Origin of the sequence: Arthrobacter rhombi (assembly GCF_039526245.1) — a bacterium.
GTDB lineage: Bacteria > Actinomycetota > Actinomycetes > Actinomycetales > Micrococcaceae > Arthrobacter_H > Arthrobacter_H rhombi.
In genome coordinates, this window is the sequence record NZ_BAAAIV010000003.1 from 241980 (window position 1) to 257686 (window position 15707).

The window sequence follows — 15707 nt, forward strand, 5'->3', positions numbered from 1 at the left end:
GCGAACTCTTGCGGTCATCTAGGCTCTTTTATCGAGGAGGTAGATGATGACCAAATACAATATTGATGTCGCGTCGGCCCGAGGCGCAGTCTCCGGTGCCCGCGGTGAATTCGACGACCTATACGGCCACGAAGGGCTGATCGAAGAAGCCGGCGAGGGACTTGCCGATGCCGTGGAGGAAAGCAAGATCAACGACGCCCTCAAGGAGAACTTCTCAGGGTTCCTGAAGCCGTGGACCGCGACTCTCATCAATCACGGCAAGAACTTGTTGAACGCTGCGGATACGATCATCTCCACCTTCGTCGAAGCCGACGGTGACATGGAAGATTCCGCCAACAAGACTAGACGCGATAACATCACGAAGGCCACTGAACGAATTGACGACACCCCGGCGTACGACCCGAATGTACCCTCGTCCTCCTCTTCTTCCACCTCCGCGGAAAACTCGCATGGCGGCAATAACAGCAACAACTCAGAAGACGGAGGGCATGACTGGTGAGTACACCTGAAGGCGTGACAGTCTCGTTCATCAACTTCACGAATTACCTGCCCGAAAAGCTGCCCAGTGCAGAAGAGATCCGCTCCTCTGGGAAGACCTTCAAGGCCACGGGCACCAAAATTGATACGACGTATACCCATACGACCACCCAGTGGAACAAGCTCGCGGAGGCCGCGACCTACCCGCACGATGCAACCGTGAACAACGCCTTCGTCAAGGAAATCCTTCCACTCGCCGAGGCCGTAGTGCTGGGCATCAACGATGTTACGGCCGCAACCGATGCTTTCGCGGAAAGCCTCGAGTCGTTCAAGACCCGCTATTCAACTCTCAAGACGGATGTCGAAAACCTCAACGCCCTACCGGCGACTACCTACTCCGATGAGCAGAAGGCCACTGCGCAGGACGATGGCGAGACGCTCCCCACCACCCGAACTACAGCAGAATTCAACCGCCTCATGGGGTTGCTGAAAACTGCCAAAACCGACTACGACGGCTACGTCACAACGTGCGTTGATGCAATCAAGGCAGCCAACCCGGTGGCGGTGGACCCATACGCCAACGCTGCAGACAAGACCGCCAAGACGATTGGCGCTTTCAAGAACTCCTACAACATGGTCAACACGAACGTCGACCGGGCGGCCAGCCTTGACGTCAACAAGCGCGGGCGCATCGGGTTCTCTTGGGATATCAAGGAAAAGTCCCTCTCGGAGTTCGCCTTCGACGGCAATCCAACGCTGAAGAAATTCCTCATTGACGGGAAGCTCGGCGGGGACGCTGAAAACTTCTTCAACCGGAACAAAAAAGCACTCGTCAATTTGATGGACAGCAAATACCTCAAGTTTACCGATGATGCCAAGGCATGGGGAGATATCATCGCCCGTCCCGGCCTGCTCATGATGCTGCCCGCAGGCGTTCGAAATAAGCTCTCCAACACGATCGGCCAGAACCGACGCAGCTTCGAGAACAAGAACCACCGCCGTATCGGGTGGGATTCCAATAGCCATGGGAAAACGAAAGTTAGCGGCTACCTGACAGGGTGGCGCAAGTCAGGGAAACTCGATGACACCCTAAAGAAGTTCGATAAAGCAAAAAAGGGTCTGGACAAGCTCGGCAAGAGCAAGATCGGCAAATTGGCAGGCCCCGCCGGGGGGATCATCGACGTGGGTTCGACCTACGTGGATTCCTATACACGCAACCTCGAGGAAGCCCAGCGCGCTAATCCGGATGCCTCGATGGCTGACCTTCGCAAGGAAGCCGGCAAATCGGCCGCCGTGGAGGGCACCGCAGAAACCGTCGGGAAGGTCGCTGGCGGAGTCGCGGGGCGCGCCATTGGCGCCGCCGCAGGGCAGGCGCTGATCCCCATCCCCGGCGTCGGTGCTGCCGTAGGCGGATTCGTCGGCGGGCTGGCCGGGGAATGGGTCGGCGGAAAGATCGGCAAGGGCGTCGGGGAATTCATGAACGACTGGCGCCAGGGCGGTGCCACCAAAGCGCTGGAGGACACGAAGGACGCCGTGAAGAATATTGGCAAGAACGTCGGTGCTGGCGTTGCCGACGCTGGCAAGACGGTCGTCAAGGGTGTAGTGGGCAAAGTCTTCGGATGGGGCTAGTAGGCTCGAGTGGACATCTAGCACCGGAAGGAATCGACGATGTTTGACGACAACCACGCTTACTTGCTGTACGACCCGTTCTACTGGGTCTTCGTCATTGTCATCCTCTCGCTCTGTTGGGTGCCAACGGCCATCGCACGGAGGGCGCTCAACGGAAGATGGCGCAGTTGGGTTCTCTCGCCCGGCATCCCTTTCCAGATCTCGGCGCGCAACGTCTGGCCATTCATGTTCGCTGCCGTCGCCGTCTCCCTGTGGATCGCTGCGCTCTCCTTGCCCGCCGAACTACTCGGATGGGAAGAACTCCGCCAAAGGATTTGGGACTTCTTCTTCGTTCCTTGGGCTTTCGTGATCCTCTCCTTCTTTTGGTGGCCCTTATGGCTGAGCCCCCGCTGGTACCGCAGGTGGGGAAAGGCCGGTGGCACGCGCCAGACGAATCCGTGGACCGAGAGTGAAATCAGCGCCGTAGACCAACAACGGGATTCGAAATCAAAAACCAAGAAGCTCAAGGACATCGAACGGTGCGCGGCCGTCCTGAGCAGTCAGTCTGGAACCAGTAGCCCGGACACTTCCAACCACGAGGAGGATCGTCACGCATGACCATCGCAAGAGGTCGGACAGGAACCATCAGCCTGGATCTGCCCCCGGAGTGGACGGTTGGTCCGGAACGATCCGAGTACGAGTTGCTGGCCTACCTGCCATCACCCGGGGAATCCTTCGCCCCCACCATCGTGGTCACCACGAACCCCTTCGACGGCAGCATCGCCGATTTCATGGCTCGAGTCGTCGATGGGGTCACCGAGGGAACTGCGGCCCCACAGTTCGTCGACATCCGCGGATGGACCCGTACCCCGGGGCTGGAGGCCGGAGTGGAGCTGACTTCTGCCGAGGCCTTGAGCGGACGTTCCGTCGCCTACACGCAGCTTTCCCCCAGCCGCGGCCTGAGCTTGATGAGCACGGAATTCTTGTTCATCGAAGCAGGCCTTGCCGTGCAGGTGACCGCGACTTCCGCCGTGAACCACTGGCAGACCATTGGACCACTACTCAGCCACATTGCTGCCACCGTGCAGTTGAACCAGCAAGAGCTGGAACACCACGGTGCGAGTGAGCCGGCCGCCATGCCGTCGGGCGCACTGGACCCCGTGGCTTCGGCAGCGTTTGGGCACGACGTCGAGAAAATAGCTGGTCTCGCTGGCGCCCAACCGTTCGAATTCGACGGCGTCTGGGTACATGGTCGGACCATCGACACCCTTATCGCGCTCTCTGATGGCCTTCGCCTCGGAGCATTGAATAAGTCGGAACACGCCGAGCAACTCAAAGAGCTCGAGGAACTCGAGCTCGTCGAGGGAACCAGACTCACCGACGTGGGCGAGACAGTTGGCGCCCATTTGACCGATCCGCAGTCCTCGTACCGCATCACCGGCTTCGACACCGGCGGAGATTGCTGGTTCCAAGCCTGGACATATGGGCCCACCGCACTCCTACTCGTCGAGCCCGGATATCACCGCCATCTAGACGGTGAACCCATCCCGCGACCCTCGAATGAACACTTCAACCTCAAGTTGGTCCCCTTGACCATGCTCTCGACCCTGATGTCGCGTTGGGTTGGCCTACAACCAGCGTGGAACCTCCAGCTACAGCCCGACCCGCTCCCCCTCGATGATCTGGCACGCGGATGGCGCGGCGACAAGACTCCCCCAGAGGGGGCGAACGAAGCGATGCGTGGCCTGTGGACCGAGCCGTGGTTCTCGTGGACCCTGACGAGCACCGGCGTCGATTCAGAGCCGGAGGACATCACCTATTTCAACGGAGGGTCGACTGGGCACCAACGCCTCTTCCACGAGGATGAGGCAGCTTTCTTCGCCCCAGTAGCATCGATATCGGTATTCCTGCAGATTGAGGACCGCATCCAAGCCACGGTTTTCGGACGGAATCCCGTCATGCTCTAGGCCATGTCCGGGCTTTCCACTCGACACATGAAATAGGTCCTGCGGCCCAGATGGCGGGGACGCGCAGACGGAACGACGCGCTGCTCGACTTGTCGGCCCTCGGGGGCAAACGCTTGCACTAGGCTGGTGCCGATCATGTCTCACTGAGACAACGGCCCGTTCCACGTCCCCCGAGGAGTCCCCATGCCCCAGCACGCCCAGCACATCCCCTGGTGGCAGGATGCTGTCATCTACCAGGTGTATCCGCGCTCGTTCGCCGACGCGGACGCCGACGGCATGGGTGATCTGCGGGGTGTGGCCTCCAAACTCGACTACCTGAAGAACCTGGGTGTCGACGCCGTCTGGCTCTCGCCGTTCTACAAGTCACCGCAGGCCGATGCCGGCTACGACGTCGCCGACTACCGGCAGATCGATCCCCTGTTCGGCACCCTCGACGATTTCGACGACATGCTCGCCCGCGCCCACGCGCAGGACATCCGGATCATCGTGGACCTCGTGCCCAACCACACCTCGGATGAGCACGTGTGGTTCCAGGAAGCCCTCGCAGCTGCCCCCGAGTCCGCCGAGCGCGACCGGTACATCTTCCGCGACGGGAAGGGCGCCAACGGCGACCAGGAGCCGAACAACTGGCAGTCGCTCTTCGGCGGCCCGGCCTGGACGCGCACGGTGAACGCCGACGGCACTCCCGGCCAGTGGTACCTGCATCTCTTCGACGTGAAGCAGCCGGACCTGAACTGGGACAACGACGACGTCCACGCCGAGATGCGTGATGTGCTGCGCTTCTGGCTCGATCGAGGGGTCGACGGGTTCCGCGTCGATGTCGCCCACGGCATGATCAAGGCCGAGGGCCTGCCGGACTGGTCGGAAAAGGTCAGCATGGTGCAGGGCACCGAACAGCCGGCCGTCAAGGAAACCCCGCCCTACTTCGACCAGGAGGGCGTGCACGCGATCTACGAGGAGTGGAACGCGGTACTGGCCGAATACGACGGCGACCGGATGATGGTCGCCGAGGCGTGGGTCGAGCCCATGGAACGCATCTTCCGCTATGTCCGGGCCGGGGAAATGCAGCAGGCCTTCAACTTCGGGTTCCTGTTGGCCGGTTGGAACGCGCAGAACATCGTCGAGAACGTCACCGAGACCCTGGCCGCAGCTGCCGCCGTCGGCGCGCCTCCCACGTGGGTGCTCTCCAACCACGACACCGTCCGCCACTGCTCGCGCTTCGGACTCGCCGACCCCACGACGTTCCCCAAGGGCATCGCCGCACAGGACGAACAGCCCGATGAGGCGCTCGGCGCCGCGCGTGGCCGCGCCGCCGCCATGGTCATGCTGGCCCTGCCGGGTTCCTCCTACATCTACCAGGGCGACGAGCTGACGCTCCCCGAGCACACCACCCTGCCGGACGAGTACCGCCAGGACCCGAGCTTCTTCCGGACCAACGGGGTCGAGCGCGGCCGCGACGGCTGCCGCATCCCCCTGCCGTGGGCCGCCGGAACCCCGGGACTCGGATTCTCCCGAACAGTGGACGACGGCGATGCCCCGGCCACCGCTGGCGCCAGCCCCTGGTTGCCCCAGCCGGAAAGCTATTCGCGGTACGCGGCCGACCAGCAAGTGGGCGTGGCCGGATCGGCTTTCGAGCTCTACCGCTCGATGCTGGCGCTGCGCGCGGAACGCGAGCTCGGACGCGGGCGCCTGGAGTGGGCGCCGCAGAACGACCCCGCGCAGGGCGTGCTGGCCTACACCAACGGGGAACTGCAGATACTGGCCAACATGGGCACCGAACCGGTGGTGGTCCCGGACCATCTGGAGATCGTCCAGCCCAGCAGCGTCGACGCGGTCACCAGCCAGGGCCTGCTGGCCCCGGATGCCGCGCTCTGGCTTCTGCCCCGCGCCTAGTTCAGCGCACGCGCTCGGCGCGTGACATGCGGGTCCGGGCGCCGGTGGCCAGGTGGATGACCACCGGGCCGCCGGCGCCCAGCATCCCGTCCATGTCGACGACGAGATCGGCGAGGTCCTCGGCGATGCGGTGCGGTGCAGCCCCCAGTCGGGGTTGCACCTTGATCCGCAGCCCTGCCTCCTGTTGCGGCGAGGTCCAGGACGTGACGGACACCGTGACCAGGTCCGCTCGTCCCGCCAGCGCTGCCTTGAACGCCTGCTCGGGAACGGCCGCAGACAACTCGACGATTCCGCGGGTGTCCTCCTCGCGGAACTCCCGGACGAAGATGCCGGTCTTGCCCTGCCCCTGGACGGCAACCCACCAGATCATCAGCAGGATCAACGCGATCATCACCACGGAGATGACGATCCACAACCACGAGTCCCGTTGGCCCTCCAGCGTGGTCGCGTCGAGCAGATCGGCAAACCCGGTTCCCACTTGATCGGCGAACCCGCGCCAGCCTTGGGCGTACGCGGGAACTGCGACCAGCAGCAGCCCGTGCAGCCCCAGCCCGGACAGGACGAGTCCCAGGACCGTCAGGACGATCCTGTTCGTGACGCGAGGGGTCCTGTTCATTGTCCAACCACCCCGGTCTCGGAAACCTGCACCCGTACATCGGGCACCGGTTCGATCCGGTTGACCCGCAATTCGTCCTCGATGGCCCCGTGGACGACGGCGGCATCGATGCCGATGCCCGAGGTGGGCCGCAGCTGCACGTCGACGTGGTTGCGGCTGACGATCACCACGACCTGTTCCGGGGACACCCCGGCCTCCGTCCGCGCACGGCGCGCCAGCGTGGATGCCAGCACCCCGTCATCGACGATGACGATCGCCCGGTCATTGGGGATGGCGTGCCGTGCGCGACGCCCCGGGAGGATGCCGTGGAGCAGGAAGAAGATGCCCAGCGCCAACAGAACCAGTGAACCTGCGGCCAGGACCAGCGGATTGGCGGTATCCGGCAACCCGGTCAGCCAATTGCCCCACTGGCCGGGAGAGCGGATCCAGACGTCCTGCCCGAGTGACTTCAGTGCCGCCTCGAACATGAAGTAGAGGCAGATGGCAGTGACCAGCACGGCGGCGATGATCGAGGCCGTGGACCGGGCACTGTGCAATTCGTGCGACTGGAGCTTGCGGCGTTCGTCGTCGTTCATGCCATCCTCCTTCGGCGCAGGACCACACCGGTCACCCGGACATCGACGCGGCTGATATGCGATCCGGTCAACGTGATGAAGCGTTCCCGTACATCCGATCGGGCGTCGCGGGCGCGGGCCAGGACCGATCCCCGCGGATCAACGGCCTCGGTACGCCCGTAAACCAGCGCGGAAATCGGCATCGGCAGGCTCAATCCCAGCGCCAGGGCGCCGTACTCGTCGTTGAGCGAGACCCGGATATCCGACGGCTGCACGTCGAAGACCTCGGCGGCGATGATCCGCGCCGAGCTCGTCAATGCCTGGGTGCTCACGCGCGTATGGCCTGCCAGGGTTCGTGGCCCGGGCTCGTGGATCGGTGCGCTCACGACGATGAACGCCTGCCGGTCAGGGCGTCCCGGACCGTCCGCAGGTCGAGCCGGCCGTCCATGATCCGGCCCACGCAGGCCCCAACGGCGAGGAAGATGGCCATCAGCAGGAAGCCGCCGAAGCCGTGCGACAGGGCCGCCCAGCCGAGTACTGCGGCGACGGCCAATCCGAGGAATGTGGGGTTCATGGTTGCTCCGCGTGATCGAGGGTGGACCCGCCAGCGGACTCGGCGGAAGGAGGGGATGGCGCGCGCTGGGGCGGTTCCGGCAGCGCCGGGGCCGGCGCGGCCTGAGCCGGGCCGGCGGGTACTTCGGGAACGTGTACGTCGCCGATCTCGACATTGACTTCGATGACTGCCAAACCGGTGAGCTGTTCGACCGCGGTATAGACGGCGGCACGGACTCCGTCGGCGATCTGCTGCAGCGGCATGCCGTACGCCGCTGTCAGGACGATGTCGACGGCGACCTCGCGCTGCCCGACCTCCGCGGAGACCCCCGATGTCCCTTCGCCGGCTCCGACGGCCCCGCGCAGCGCACCCAAGGCGCGGCTGGAGCCAACGCCCAGGAACTGCACTCCGGCCACGGATCGCGCAGCGGTTGCGGCGACCTTGGCGACAGCGGTGTCGGAAATCGACGTGGACCCCGTCGCCGGCGTCACTGCCGGTTGCGCGGGTGTGTGCCCTGACTGGTCCATGGTGGGGGCCTTTCCTTGGGAGCGCGGTCTGTGATCCACCCTACCGCTCCGTGGCTGACCTCCACAGATGCAGAAAACCCCCCGGGATTACCGAGGGGTTTTAGCTGGTGGCTCCGACCGGCGTCGATCCGGTGACCTTTCGATTTTCAGTCGAACGCTCTACCAACTGAGCTACAGAGCCTGGCATCATCTAGGATGATCACCGTGATCTTCCGTGCGACGGAAAACCAAAGCGACCCTGACGGGACTTGAACCCGCGACCTCCGCCGTGACAGGGCGGCGCGCTAACCAGCTGCGCTACAGGGCCTAGTTCACAAGGTTTTACCCTCGCTTCACAAGTCCAAAACTTTACCAGAGATATTCGCTCCAGCGAAATCAGGACCTGCAGTACCCCCAACGGGATTCGAACCCGTGCCGCCGCCGTGAAAGGGCGGTGTCCTAGGCCGCTAGACGATGGGGGCCGGACGGCTGCTGAACACAAGTGTCCCGCAGCGACCTCATCAACTATAAGGCACCGGATGGCCTGCGCAAAACCGTGTCCGGGGCCCGGGGAGTGAGCCCGGATAGAGTCCCCTTCATGAGCCACACCATGACCCCCGACGAGTTCGAGGCCGCCGTCTCCGACGCGCTCGGAAACATCCCCCCACCACTCCTGGACATGATGGACAACGTCGCGGTCTTCATCGAGGACCGCTACGAACCACAGCCGGGCGAGGACCCGCGCACTTCACTGCTCGGACTCTATGAGGGGGTGCCCCTCACCGAACGCGACGACGGGTGGGGCGCCGGGGCGCTGCCGGACCGCATCATCATCTTCCAGGAGGACACACTGGCCGCCTGCGGTTCACGCGAAGAGGTCATTGCCGAAGTCCAGATCACCGTCGTCCACGAGATCGCGCATCATTTCGGTATCGACGACGACACGTTGCACCGCCTGGGGTGGGGGTGACCGTCACCCTTCCGAAATCTTTGAACCCCCGGCCGGCACCACCACGCGGCCCCTGGGCAGAAACCCTGGACCGCGCCAACCCGCGGCTGGATGCCCGAAACGCAGGAAAAAGCACGCCAAAATGACACAGATGTTATTCACGATGTGGGAGTGACGCGTGTTGCCACTGTTACATATCGTCGTCTATTCTCATGTGAAGCAGTAACTGAATCGTGATCCGACACGCTGGTTTCCCCGGCTTTTTCTGATCCGGTTTGGTTCATCATTCGCAGTGAGGACTCAGTATGGCCAAGGGGCAACTTCTAGGCGTCGCGACGTGCACACTTGCATTAATCGGCGGAACGCTTATTTCCGGAGCCGCGGCATCTGCCGCTCCGGCCACCATCGACTCGACCATCGGGACCACCGCGTTCGGCACCCCGTTCCCCGCGGCCGTACCCGCGGCCCCCGCTACCCCCAGCCTGCCGACGCGCGCCGAAGTGACTGCCGCGAAGAAGGACCCGGCGGCCCTCAAGTCCATGGTGTCCTCCCTCGAGGGACTCATCCTGGACTCCAACGATGACCTGGCTGCCGCCGAGGCCGCTGCCCTCAATGACCAGGATGCCTACGAGACGACCACCGGCGTCCTGGCCGAACGCAACGCCGCAGCCACCACCGCGCGGGCCGAAGCAGACAAGGCCACCCAGTACTACGACGCCGTGAAGAAGCAGGTCGGCCAGCTCGCTGGCGACCTGTACCGCAATGGCGGCATCAACCCGGGCGTCAGCTCGATGCTCAATGCCTCCGAGCACAACGATGTCCTCTACAAGGCAGCCACCATGCAAACGCTGGCCGCCAACCGCTCCGCCACCCTGACCACTGCCCAGCAGGCGGCGTCACTGTGGGCCGACTGGCAGAACTACGCGGCCGACGCCGAATCGGCCGCCACGGACGCGGCCGACGCCAACGAAAACGCACTCACCGCGGCCCAGCAGACCCGCTCCACCTATGCGACCCGGGTCGACGAGCAGAAGAAGCTCCGCGACGAACTCATCGGGCAGCTCGCCTACCTGCAGGACACCCAGCGGGCGGCCGAGGCCAAGCGGGTCGCCGCACTGGAAAACCAGCAGCGCGAGGACCGCCTGAAGGCCGAGCTGGCGGCACAGCCCGCCGAACCGGCCGCGGAGAAGCCGAAGGACAAGGCTCCCGTTGCCGCCGCTCCGGCGGCCGTCCCCGAGGCTGTAGCGGCCTCCACCTCACTGGCCCCGGCCAGCCGGCCGAAGCCCCAGCAGGAACGCCCGGCGATCGTGGCAGCCAAGGCGCCGAGCGCCCGGCCAACCCCCGCCGCCGAGGTGCAGCCGGCAGCCGCAGCCGCCCCGAAGCCGACCACGGACGACTCCGCCGACCGGGCCCGGGAGCAGGCACGGGCGGAAGCCGCGGCACAGAAGAAGGCCGTCGCGGCAGCCGCCCGGGCAGCAGAGGAACGGAACCAGGACGCAGCCGCCGAACGCGCCGCACAACGGCGCGCAGACGCAGCGGCCCAGCAGCGGGCCGACGCACGAGCCGCCGCGGCAGCCGCCCAGCGGCAACGCGCCAAGGAAGCCGCAGCCGAAGCCGCCAAAAAGAAGGCAGCCGAGGAGGCCTCCCGCCCGTCGGCCGGCTCCTCCAAGGAATCGGCGATCGCCTGGGCCCTGGCCACGGCGGCCGATGACAGCAACTACTACGTGTACGGCGGCAACGGCCCCGACGCCTACGACTGCTCCAGCTTCGTGCGCGCGGCCTTTGCCCAGAGCGGCATCTCGCTGCCGCGGACCTCGTCCCAGCAGTACTTCGCCGCCGGAACCAAGGTGCCCCTGAGCCAGCTCCAGCGCGGCGACCTGGTGTTCTCCACCAGCAACGGCGGATCCTCGTTCTACCACGTCGCCCTCTACCTGGGGAACGGGCAGGTCGTCCAGGCCCGCAACCCGAGCGCAGGGATCTCCACGACCCCGTTGAGCTGGGTCAACAACATGTACTCCTACGGCGTCCGGTACTAGCCGCAACGCCCACCAGCTGAAAGGGCCCCCTTCCGCGAGGAAGGGGGCCTTTTCGTGGTGATGCCCTCCGGCGACGGCCGCAGGAGGAGGCTCAGGCCCCGTCGGCGTCGTCGAAATCGGAGCGGTCATCCAACCGTGGGTCCGGGGAGTCCGGCACCACGAGCACCGGCCCCTTGGAGTGGTGCAGGACGCCCTGCGAGGTCGAACCCAACAGCATGCCGGCGAACCCGCCGCGCCCCCGCGAACCGGTGACCATGAGGGTGGCCTTGGCTGATTCCTCGATGAGGACCTCGATCGGTGCCCCCTCGATGACCTCGGTCTCGATGGCCAGATCGGGGAAGTGGCTGGCCAGCCAGCGCGAGCCCACCGTGAGCTGGCGGCGGACATCGATGGTCAGCGCCTCCTGGTCGACGGTGGCGGGCATCCAGGCCAGCGATCCGCTGACCGGCGGAAGTGCGCAGACGATGCGCAGCGGGATACCGCGCGCCGAGGCCTGTTCGGCGGCCACCAGCACGGCACGCCGCGCCCGGTCGGAACCGTCGACGCCGACCACGACCACGTCGCGCACGGCAGGATCCCCGGCGGCCCGCTTCGATACACAGAGGGGCACGACGACGGTGGGGCACTTGGCATGGGCGGGCAGGGCGCTGCTGACCGATCCGAGCAGCCGGCCCACGAAGCCGCCGCGGCCACGCGTGCCGACCACGACGAGGTCGGCCTCCTCGCTGAGTTCCATCAGCACGCCGGACGGGTCGCCCGATTCGATGCGCAGGCGCACGTCCACGCCGATGTCGCCAATCCGCTCCCGGGCCGCGTCGAGGACCTCCTGGGCGCCGTCGCGGATGACCTGGTCATCCAGGGTGGCGTACCCGGCATCCATGCTGGACGCGGCGAAGACGGGGATCGTGTAGGAGGTGACGATGTTCAACGGGACACCCCGTCGTCGTGCCTCGGCAGCTGCCCAATCCAGGGCACACAGCGCCGGATCCGAGCCGTCGACGCCGACGACGATGCCGTCCGCCGCCGTGGCCTCCTGTGGAACTCTGGCTTCGCTCATGTCGGTCACTCCTTGGCAGTCGGGGCGTGGTGTCTTCCGGCTAGTTCCCACCGTGGTGGTCTTCTTCCTCACACTACCCACTTCCGGCTCGTTTGAACCCACCGGCGCCCACTAGGATTCTGCCCATGGCTAAAAACGGGCTCGGCACCCTCGACCGCTACTTCAAGATCACCGAACGTGGCTCCACCTACTCACGGGAGATCCGGGGCGGCCTGGCCACCTTCTTCGCCATGAGCTACATCGTGGTGCTCAACCCGCTGATCCTCTCCGGAGCCGACTCCACCGGCGGCGAACTCGGTGCGGCACGCGTGGCCGCGGCGACAGCGCTGGTTGCCGGCGTGCTGACCATCCTCATGGGAGCGTGGGCGAAGCACCCGTTCGCCATGGCCACTGGGCTGGGAGTGAACGCGTTCGTGGCCGTCACCGTCGCCACCAACCCGGGCCTGACCTGGCCCGATGTCATGGGCCTGGTGGTCATTTCCGGTGTGACCATGCTGGTGCTGGTGCTCACCGGTTTCCGGACCGCGGTGTTCAACGCCGTGCCGCAGAGCCTGAAGACCGCGATCGTGGTCGGCATCGGCATGTTCATCGCCCTGATCGGCCTGGTCAACGCCGGGTTCGTGCGCCGGATCCCCGACGCCGCCGGGACCACCGTGCCCGTCGGGCTCGGCTTCGACGGCGAACTGGTCGGCTGGCCGACCCTGGTGTTCGTCGTCGGCCTGCTGCTGACGATGGGCCTGGTGATCCGCAAGGTGAAGGGCGCGATCCTCATCGGCATCGTCGTCGCCTCCGTGCTGGCCAACATCCTCGAGGCCGTCTTCCACATCGGCCCGTCCTTCGACGGCGCCGGGGCCCACCCCCAGGGCTGGTCCCTGGTGGTCCCGTCGATGCCCGATTGGGCCGCCCCCGACCTGTCCCTGATCGGCCAGGCCAACGTGGTGGGCCCCTTCCAGCACCTGGGCACGACGTCGGCACTGCTGCTGGCCTTCGTCATCCTCCTGTCGATCTTCTTCGACGCCATGGGCACCATGGTCGGGCTGGCCAACGAAGCCGGAAACGTCGACGAGAACGGGAACATCTACGACGTCGACCGGGTCCTGCTGGTCGACTCGCTCGGTGCCATCGCCGGCGGCGGCGCCTCGGCGTCCTCCAGCCAGATCTACGTCGAATCGGGGGCGGGCATCGGCGAGGGTGCGCGCACCGGGCTGGCGTCCATCGTGACCGGCCTGCTGTTCATCGCCGCCATGTTCCTCACCCCGCTGATCCACCTGGTGCCGTTCGAGGCCGTCGCACCGGCGCTGGTGGTGGTCGGGTTCATGATGATCACCCAGATCACCAAGATCGACTGGACCGACTGGGGCGTCGCCCTACCGGCCTTCCTGACCTTCATCCTCATGCCCTTCACGTACTCGATCGCCAACGGCATCGGCGCGGGCTTCGTCGCCTACGTCTTCGTGCGGTCCGTCCAGGGCCGGGCGAAGGAGATCCACCCGCTGATGTGGGTCGTTGCCGCGGCGTTCGTGCTGTTCTTCGGCATCGGGATCATCGAGCAGGCCGTCGGCGCCTAGCCCCGCCGACGCGGCTACAGTGGCCGCATGGGACATGTTGGTTCATATCTGTGGCGGCTACGCCAGCTCGTGGGCCCGCAGCTGCTGCTGCTGCCCGGCGCCCAGGTCATTGCCCTGGACGACGACGGCCGGGCCCTCTTCCAGCGCCGGGTCGACACCGGGGACTGGGAATTCCCGGGCGGCGGGGCCGAACCGGGCCAGGATTTCCGGGCGGTGGCGGTGGCCGAACTGGCCGAGGAGACGGGCCTGGCGGCCGCCCCGTCCGCACTCATCCCGTTCGCGACGCTGTCCGATCCCGTAGACCACGAGTTGGAATACCCCAACGGGGACCGGGTGCATGCCTTCGCCCTGTGCTTCGTCTGGCCGCACGCTGCCGGGTCGCTGGAGGCCGAGGCCTCCGAGGTCACCGAGCTCGGCTTCCACCGACTCGATGATCCGCCACAGCCGATGAGCCGCGCGGCGGCACGGGTGCTGGGGCTCTACCGCGAGTATGTGCGCACGGGCAGCTTTCAGGCCTGCTGAGGCGTTGCCGGCCCGTCCCCGATCACCGAGGCGGTTCCGGCGAAGGAACGGACGCGGGCGTCGTCCCAGTGCTGGGCGGGCACCGCACCGCCGAGCAGCTCGCGCAGCATGCCCGGTCCCGCCGGGATGGGGGCGTTCGAGCCGGCGATGACCATGTTCCCGTAGCGCCGGCCCTTGAGCATCGCCGGGTCGGCCACGATCGCCGTGTGGGCGAAGACGGTGCCGATGGTGGCAGCCTCCCGGCGTGCCGTTTCCAGTTTCGGGGTGTCCCCGCAGTTCACGATGTACAGCCCGTCCCCGGCCAGGACGCGGGCCGCCTCGCGGGTGAAGTCCACGGTGGTCAGGTCCGCGGGGGTCTTGTCCCCGGCGAAGACGTCCCGGATGAGCAGGTCCCGGGTGTCGTCGGTCAGGGAGCGCAGGACCTCTCCTGCCTCGCCGGTGCGCAGGCGCAGCAGCGGTGCGCGCGGCAGGTCGAACCAGCCCCTGACCAGTTCGGCCAACCGGCCGTCGAGTTCGACGACGACCTGGCGGGCACCGGGGTAGGTGGCCGTGGCCCAGCGGGCCATCGAGCAGGCTCCCCCGCCCAGGTGCAGGGCGCGCAGGCGCCCGGCTGCGCCGTCGTGCCCGGGGGGAAAGCGCGCGGTGACCAGGGCGGCCATCCAGCGCATGTACTCGAAGTCCAGACGGCGTGGGTCGGCGAGGTCCACATGCGATGAGGGGACGCCGTTGACCTTGAGGATCCAGCCGTCGTCGTCATAGGGGTCGCGTTCGAGCGTGGCGGTGCCGGTGTCGATCGGATAATCCCCGACCACCGGCCCGGACTCGGTGGCGGCGGCCGGCGCGGCGGATGTGCGGGAGCGGGATTTAGCCACGGGGGCCCGGCCGGACCATGCGCAGCTCGTACAGGCCCTCCCACTCGTCGGCCAGCAGTTCGCGGGTGCCGTCGAAGTCGAAGCCGTGCTTGCGGTAGAACGCCTGGGCACGGGGGTTGTGCTCGAGAACCCACAGGGCCGCCGGGAGGTTGCCGATGGCGGCGCGCATCAGCCGTTCGCCCAGTCCGGTGCCGTAGGCCTCGGAGAGGACGTAGAGCATCTGCAGTTCGGCGGTGGCTCCGGTGGCGGCGTCCTCATCGAGGACCGGTGCGCCGCCGGCACAGCCGACGATCCGGCCGTCCGGGTCGGTGGCGATCCAGAGTTCCGCGCCGGCAGCGAGCCCGCGGGTCCACCAGTCGACCTGGCGTTCGTGGCGTGATTCCTGCAGCTCGAAGAAGGAGGCGGGGCGCTGGTCGCCGTAGGCTTCGCGCCAGGCGGCCAGTTTCATGGCCAGCGTGGCGTCGATGTCCTCGGCGGTCGCCTGGCGGATGGTGTAGTCGGTGGTGCTCACCCCACCAGCGTACTGGGG

The 15707-nt window shown here is 66.2% G+C and carries 17 protein-coding genes and 3 tRNA genes; 9 read left to right on the top strand and 11 right to left on the bottom strand.

All coding sequences use genetic code 11. The annotated features are described in order from the left end of the window. Positions 1 to 43 precede the first annotated feature (43 nt). The 5 genes from ABD088_RS02150 (at position 44) to ABD088_RS02170 (ending at position 5945) form a co-directional block, all read left to right on the top strand. Positions 44 to 499: a hypothetical protein gene (locus ABD088_RS02150; protein ID WP_343899774.1), complete on the top strand. Its 456-nt coding sequence runs from the start codon at positions 44 to 46 to the stop codon at positions 497 to 499. Next, complete coding sequence (locus ABD088_RS02155) at positions 496 to 2106, top strand: hypothetical protein (RefSeq protein ID WP_343899775.1); 1611 nt, start codon at positions 496 to 498, stop codon at positions 2104 to 2106. The genes ABD088_RS02150 and ABD088_RS02155 overlap by 4 nt, the downstream gene beginning before the upstream one ends. 39 nt (positions 2107 to 2145) lie before the next feature. Continuing rightward, positions 2146 to 2703, top strand: a complete 558-nt coding sequence (locus tag ABD088_RS02160) for a hypothetical protein (RefSeq protein ID WP_343899776.1) — start codon at positions 2146 to 2148, stop codon at positions 2701 to 2703. Then, positions 2700 to 4052 (top strand): hypothetical protein, encoded by a 1353-nt coding sequence (locus ABD088_RS02165; protein WP_343899777.1) that lies wholly within the window; start codon positions 2700 to 2702, stop codon positions 4050 to 4052. Before ABD088_RS02160 ends, ABD088_RS02165 begins: the two co-directional genes overlap by 4 nt. Before the next feature lie 183 nt (positions 4053 to 4235). After that, positions 4236 to 5945, top strand: a complete 1710-nt coding sequence (locus tag ABD088_RS02170) for a glycoside hydrolase family 13 protein (protein WP_343899778.1) — start codon at positions 4236 to 4238, stop codon at positions 5943 to 5945. A gap of 1 nt (position 5946) precedes the next feature. On the opposite strand, the gene ABD088_RS02175 is transcribed toward ABD088_RS02170, so the two are convergent. The 8 genes from ABD088_RS02175 to ABD088_RS02210 all read right to left on the bottom strand — a co-directional run bounded on the left by ABD088_RS02175 (position 5947) and on the right by ABD088_RS02210 (position 8656). Then, a complete protein-coding gene (locus ABD088_RS02175) occupies positions 5947 to 6561 on the bottom strand; it encodes a hypothetical protein (protein ID WP_343899779.1) in 615 nt (204 codons plus the stop codon). After that, on the bottom strand, positions 6558 to 7136 hold the full coding sequence (locus tag ABD088_RS02180) for an Asp23/Gls24 family envelope stress response protein (RefSeq protein WP_343899780.1): 579 nt from the start codon (positions 7134 to 7136) through the stop codon (positions 6558 to 6560). The genes ABD088_RS02175 and ABD088_RS02180 overlap by 4 nt, the downstream gene beginning before the upstream one ends. Then, the gene (locus ABD088_RS02185) at positions 7133 to 7447 is read right to left on the bottom strand and encodes a hypothetical protein (protein ID WP_343899782.1); all 315 of its coding nucleotides are present in this window, start codon (positions 7445 to 7447) and stop codon (positions 7133 to 7135) included. Before ABD088_RS02185 ends, ABD088_RS02180 begins: the two co-directional genes overlap by 4 nt. 50 nt (positions 7448 to 7497) lie before the next feature. After that, positions 7498 to 7689, bottom strand: a complete 192-nt coding sequence (locus tag ABD088_RS02190) for a hypothetical protein (RefSeq protein WP_343899784.1) — start codon at positions 7687 to 7689, stop codon at positions 7498 to 7500. After that, positions 7686 to 8195 (bottom strand): Asp23/Gls24 family envelope stress response protein, encoded by a 510-nt coding sequence (locus tag ABD088_RS02195; RefSeq protein WP_343899785.1) that lies wholly within the window; start codon positions 8193 to 8195, stop codon positions 7686 to 7688. Before ABD088_RS02195 ends, ABD088_RS02190 begins: the two co-directional genes overlap by 4 nt. A gap of 105 nt (positions 8196 to 8300) precedes the next feature. Continuing rightward, positions 8301 to 8376 (bottom strand) — tRNA-Phe (locus ABD088_RS02200). Between the two features lie 52 nt (positions 8377 to 8428). Beyond that, a tRNA-Asp gene (locus ABD088_RS02205) sits at positions 8429 to 8502 on the bottom strand. 81 nt (positions 8503 to 8583) lie between these two features. Further along, positions 8584 to 8656 (bottom strand) — tRNA-Glu (locus ABD088_RS02210). Between the two features lie 116 nt (positions 8657 to 8772). Here ABD088_RS02210 and ABD088_RS02215 point away from each other — a divergent pair. Further along, positions 8773 to 9144, top strand: a complete 372-nt coding sequence (locus tag ABD088_RS02215) for a metallopeptidase family protein (RefSeq protein ID WP_343899786.1) — start codon at positions 8773 to 8775, stop codon at positions 9142 to 9144. 284 nt (positions 9145 to 9428) lie between these two features. Next, the gene (locus ABD088_RS02220; protein ID WP_343899788.1) at positions 9429 to 11159 is read left to right on the top strand and encodes a C40 family peptidase; all 1731 of its coding nucleotides are present in this window, start codon (positions 9429 to 9431) and stop codon (positions 11157 to 11159) included. A gap of 91 nt (positions 11160 to 11250) precedes the next feature. Here ABD088_RS02220 and ABD088_RS02225 read toward each other — a convergent pair whose 3' ends face one another. Further along, positions 11251 to 12216 (bottom strand): universal stress protein, encoded by a 966-nt coding sequence (locus tag ABD088_RS02225; RefSeq protein WP_343899790.1) that lies wholly within the window; start codon positions 12214 to 12216, stop codon positions 11251 to 11253. A 125-nt stretch (positions 12217 to 12341) separates the two neighbouring features. On the opposite strand from ABD088_RS02225, the gene ABD088_RS02230 reads away from it, so the two are divergent. Continuing rightward, positions 12342 to 13784 (top strand): NCS2 family permease, encoded by a 1443-nt coding sequence (locus ABD088_RS02230; protein ID WP_343899791.1) that lies wholly within the window; start codon positions 12342 to 12344, stop codon positions 13782 to 13784. Positions 13785 to 13811: 27 nt separating this feature from the next. Next, positions 13812 to 14306, top strand: coding sequence for an NUDIX domain-containing protein (locus ABD088_RS02235; protein WP_343899792.1), 495 nt, complete (start codon positions 13812 to 13814; stop codon positions 14304 to 14306). Here ABD088_RS02235 and ABD088_RS02240 read toward each other — a convergent pair. Together ABD088_RS02240 and ABD088_RS02245 are read right to left on the bottom strand one after the other, a co-directional pair. Continuing rightward, on the bottom strand, positions 14294 to 15178 hold the full coding sequence (locus tag ABD088_RS02240) for a spermidine synthase (protein ID WP_343899793.1): 885 nt from the start codon (positions 15176 to 15178) through the stop codon (positions 14294 to 14296). The two genes, ABD088_RS02235 and ABD088_RS02240, sit on opposite strands and share 13 nt — an antisense overlap. Further along, positions 15171 to 15689, bottom strand: coding sequence for a GNAT family N-acetyltransferase (locus ABD088_RS02245; protein ID WP_343899794.1), 519 nt, complete (start codon positions 15687 to 15689; stop codon positions 15171 to 15173). Before ABD088_RS02245 ends, ABD088_RS02240 begins: the two co-directional genes overlap by 8 nt. Positions 15690 to 15707 lie beyond the last annotated feature (18 nt).

Coding starts and splice junctions, on each gene's coding strand:
- ABD088_RS02175 (WP_343899779.1), bottom strand. CDS start 6,561: ATGAACAGGACCCCTCGCGTCACGAACAGGATCGTCCTGACGGTCCTG.
- ABD088_RS02180 (WP_343899780.1), bottom strand. CDS start 7,136: ATGAACGACGACGAACGCCGCAAGCTCCAGTCGCACGAATTGCACAGT.
- ABD088_RS02230 (WP_343899791.1), top strand. CDS start 12,342: ATGGCTAAAAACGGGCTCGGCACCCTCGACCGCTACTTCAAGATCACC.
- ABD088_RS02165 (WP_343899777.1), top strand. CDS start 2,700: ATGACCATCGCAAGAGGTCGGACAGGAACCATCAGCCTGGATCTGCCC.
- ABD088_RS02160 (WP_343899776.1), top strand. CDS start 2,146: ATGTTTGACGACAACCACGCTTACTTGCTGTACGACCCGTTCTACTGG.
- ABD088_RS02235 (WP_343899792.1), top strand. CDS start 13,812: ATGGGACATGTTGGTTCATATCTGTGGCGGCTACGCCAGCTCGTGGGC.
- ABD088_RS02190 (WP_343899784.1), bottom strand. CDS start 7,689: ATGAACCCCACATTCCTCGGATTGGCCGTCGCCGCAGTACTCGGCTGG.
- ABD088_RS02220 (WP_343899788.1), top strand. CDS start 9,429: ATGGCCAAGGGGCAACTTCTAGGCGTCGCGACGTGCACACTTGCATTA.
- ABD088_RS02215 (WP_343899786.1), top strand. CDS start 8,773: ATGAGCCACACCATGACCCCCGACGAGTTCGAGGCCGCCGTCTCCGAC.
- ABD088_RS02195 (WP_343899785.1), bottom strand. CDS start 8,195: ATGGACCAGTCAGGGCACACACCCGCGCAACCGGCAGTGACGCCGGCG.
- ABD088_RS02170 (WP_343899778.1), top strand. CDS start 4,236: ATGCCCCAGCACGCCCAGCACATCCCCTGGTGGCAGGATGCTGTCATC.
- ABD088_RS02225 (WP_343899790.1), bottom strand. CDS start 12,216: ATGAGCGAAGCCAGAGTTCCACAGGAGGCCACGGCGGCGGACGGCATC.
- ABD088_RS02150 (WP_343899774.1), top strand. CDS start 44: ATGATGACCAAATACAATATTGATGTCGCGTCGGCCCGAGGCGCAGTC.